Source organism: Pengzhenrongella sp. (assembly GCF_036565025.1).
Taxonomy (GTDB): Bacteria; Actinomycetota; Actinomycetes; order Actinomycetales; family Cellulomonadaceae; genus Pengzhenrongella.
Genome location: NZ_DATCNW010000247.1, coordinates 1 through 3,552, shown reverse-complemented (window position 1 = coordinate 3,552; position 3,552 = coordinate 1). Strand labels below are relative to the sequence as shown.

Sequence of the window (3,552 nt, the reverse complement as noted above, 5' to 3'; positions counted from 1 at the left end):
GCGAGTACGTGGACGCGATGGATTTCGCCGGGCCGAAGACGGCGGCGTCCGGACGGTCGGAATGCCAGTGGACGGCGGTGCATCACGGGTTGTCGAAGAACGGCGGCGACCACATCCACATCGCGGTCTGTCTGGTCCGGGAGGACCTGACCCGCGCCCAGGTGTTCCAGTCCAAGAAGCGTTCCCGGACTGCCACTGACGACATCGAGAAGCGCCACGGGCTGCGCCCGGTGAAGGACATCCCGAAGGAGCAGGGCCTGCCCGGCTTCAACGCGGCCGAGGCGGAGCGCGCCGTTCGGCAGGGAGATGCCGAGGTCGGCAAGTTGCAGATCACCAGGAGGCTGCGAGCCGCAGTCGCGGTGTCAGCGACGGAGAAGCAGTTCGTCGACAGCGCGCGCCTGGCCGGCGTGATGGTCCGGCCACGGTTCGCCGCCTCGAGCACGGACCAGGTCACCGGGTACTCCGCCGCGCTGCGCCCACCACCGGGCGAAAGGGCGATCTGGTACGCGCCGTCCAAGCTGGATCGAAACCTTGGGCTGGGCCAGCTGCGTGCCGCGTGGGGCGCGGACACCAAGGGAGCAGACGATGCCGGACGCGAGGCGACCGCGACGTGGCGCGCCACCAAGTCCGCGGGCTCCTCCCCCACCGCGACCGGCAGGTCGATGCCGGCCCTTCCGCCGGAAACCGCAGCGCAGCTCAGTGACCTGACCGCGCGGTTGTCGAAGGTCGACGTCGGCGACCGGGCGGCGTGGAAGGCAGCCGCCCGCGATGCAAGTCAGGTCTTCGCCCGGTGGTCGGTCGAGGTCGAAGGCTCGCACCCTGGAGCGCTCGCCGCGGCGTCGGAGTCCCTGGCGCGTTCTGCGCAGCCGGACTCGGACCAGCGCGGGGTTAACGCGCACCCGGGGCTCGCGGCCCGCCACCTCAGCCTCATGGTCCGCGCGACGTCGAAGAGCTCGGGCGGCGGCTGGCTCGCGATCATGTCCCAGCTGGACCGGCTCACCCAGGCGATCGAGGACGCGAACATCGCTCGCGGAGAACTCGTGGCCGTGCAGCGCATCGGACAAGGCACCGGGGTCGACCTCGTGGCGACGCGCGCGGCTCTGGTCCGGGCCGCCGAGCAAACGCCGGCGACACCGGCGGACGTCGAGGAGAGCGTCGCGGCCGCGGAAACGCGCGGGCCCGTCAGCGAACGCCCAGCCGAGGGCGAGGCGGAGGAAGACGCCGCACGGCAGGCCATCCGCGAGGCCTCGCAAAGCTTCCCGGCGTCGACGCGCCGGAGTATCGGCGCCGGCACCCGCCCGCCATCCGAGCCACAAACTCCCGCTACCCGCAGGGAGCGGACGCGTGAAGACGAGTTGGAACGCTGAGCCAAACGCTCAGCACGCGCATCACTACGAAGGAGCTGTCGAGCATGCCTGAATCGGATGAGATCGCTGGAGAGTTCGACCGGTTGGTCCGCGCGGCCGTCATGGGCGGCAGCCAGCTGGCCGAGCGGTTGGCCCGCGCCCGCGCCGAGAGCGACCGCCGGGCGGCCGGCCAGTCTCAGGACGCAGCCCGCCAGAGCGAGCAGCAGCTCACCACCCACCGGGACGTCGCCCGCACCCTGCACAAGCAGGCCGCCGACCCGCAGTTCTGGGAAAAGGCCGGGCCGACTCGAATCGGCCTGACGTTCGCCGCCGCTTACGAATGGCGCGAGCACGACCCCCACGCGGCTGCCTCCCTCGCCGTCATGGAGTCCGGTCTGAAGGATCACTACGGCATCGACGTCAAGGCGACGCTGGCCGGAACCCAGGAGCACCTGGACGCCAAACAGCTCGAGGTCGTCCGGCAGGTCATGGGTCCGTACATGTCGATGCCCGCCGACGCGATGACGGTCTCCGGCATCGAGCGACGGAACCGCGACGAGGCGCTCGCGCACGCACTGGCAGACCAGAGCCGCGCCCACGTCGACGACATGAACGCCACGAACGCGCGCAGCGAAGCGGCCGTGCTGCGAGACGACGCTGCCGCTCAGGACGAGCGGGGCGACACCGGGGCGGGTTCGCAGGCGCGACAGGAGGCTGACAATCGCGACCTGGTCGCCGACGCCTACGAGCGGTACAGCACCGCAGAGCGTGACCACGCCGGACACGACCAGGGCGCGGCCGAAGCCGCCAACACATCGGCCTCCGCGCCGTACGCGCGGTACCGGGCCGGCGACTCACCGGACGCCACGCCTCTCCAGGAGGAGGTCCGGATCAACACGGCACGGAGCTTCCCGACGTCGGCCAAAGACAGCCTGACTCACGGTCCAGCAGCCCGGGCCCGCGTTGTGCGTGGCGCACGCAGGGAGCCGGGCAAGGGCCAGGACCTCGGACGATGACCGAAGGTCCAGAACCGGGGTGCCGCGGGCCGAGTCACCGGTGAAGCCCCGCGCGCATCCGCGGCGGCAATCCAGGCCCACGCCGAATCTCGTTTGAGTTTCCCGACGTCGGTCCGATCCGTCGCCAAGAGGCTCGGGGTCCTGCCGCGTTCCGTCCCTCAGAGCGCTCATCAGCGCCCGTGTGCCGATCTCGGCCGCTGAAGAGAAAGAGAGCGGCCCCACCTGCAACGTCAGGTGGGGCCGTTCTCTTGGTTCGGTCCGGGGGTGTGGCACCTCTCAATCAAGGGCCGGTCGGTACGATCGCGGTGACGTGTCCGATGGAGTGGGGGTGGCTTTGAATGGTGGGTCCGCCGAGGGTCTTCATCGGTTCGTCGACGGAGGGTAAATCGGTAGCCGAGAACTTCCAGGCGGCGCTCGGCGCTGATGCAGAAGTGACGGTCTGGGACCAGGGCATCTTCGGCGCCGGCGGCTACACGATGGAGTCCCTCGAAGCGGCAGCCCTGGCGTCGGACTTCGCCGTTCTTGTGATGACGCCGGACGACACCCTCACGATGCGGGGCGAGGAGCGACCTGCCCCCCGCGGCAATGTGCTGATCGAGCTGGGTTTGTTCATGGGCGCACTCGGAGTGAGGCGCGTTCTCATGCTCTCCCCGCAGTCTGCCGCTATCGCCTTCCCAAGTGACCTCAGCGGCATCACGCGACTGTCCTATGACGCCGCGCGAGGCGACGGCAACCTCCGCGCGGCACTCAACCCAGCCGCACTCGCAGCCAAGGCCATGTTCAAGAAGCGCGGTCTGCGCCAGCGGGGTCGCGAGCCAGGGGCCGCTCCGTCCACTGCAGCGGATCACGCACGTCTCTTGGCTGGCGAGCTCGACCTGCTGTGGGTCGCCGCGGAGGCACAGGGCTGGCGCCGCATCCGCCCGAACTCGCAGACGACGATCCGCCTACTAAGTCCGAAGGAAGAGCGCTTCTCACACACGCTCTCCACGGATGCCGCCACGGAGCGGGCAAAACTGCGCGTCTTCACCCATCGGCTGCGCGCCAACGGGTTGCGTGTGAACGACCGGATCCGCAGGCCGATCTAGAAGGAGCGGCGCGGGCGCTGGGTGGGTTGGGTTCTCCCGCGGGCCCGTGCGGGTTGTTCCCGCGGGAGAACGACGCTCCAACCCAGCCTCGCCCTGCTGGGGGCC

General features: G+C 70.0%; 3 protein-coding genes. All 3 read left to right on the top strand.

Translation table 11 applies throughout. The features are described 5' to 3' along the window. Positions 1-1,367, top strand: a 1,367-nt coding sequence (locus VIM26_RS14390) for a hypothetical protein (protein WP_331952333.1), incomplete at its 5' end; no start/stop codon positions are given. Between the two features lie 44 nt (positions 1,368-1,411). Next, on the top strand, positions 1,412-2,362 hold the full coding sequence (locus tag VIM26_RS14385; protein WP_331952331.1) for a hypothetical protein: 951 nt from the start codon (positions 1,412-1,414) through the stop codon (positions 2,360-2,362). Between the two features lie 338 nt (positions 2,363-2,700). Continuing rightward, entirely contained in the window at positions 2,701-3,447 is a 747-nt protein-coding gene (locus VIM26_RS14380; RefSeq protein WP_331952329.1) for a nucleotide-binding protein, read from the top strand. Positions 3,448-3,552 lie beyond the last annotated feature (105 nt).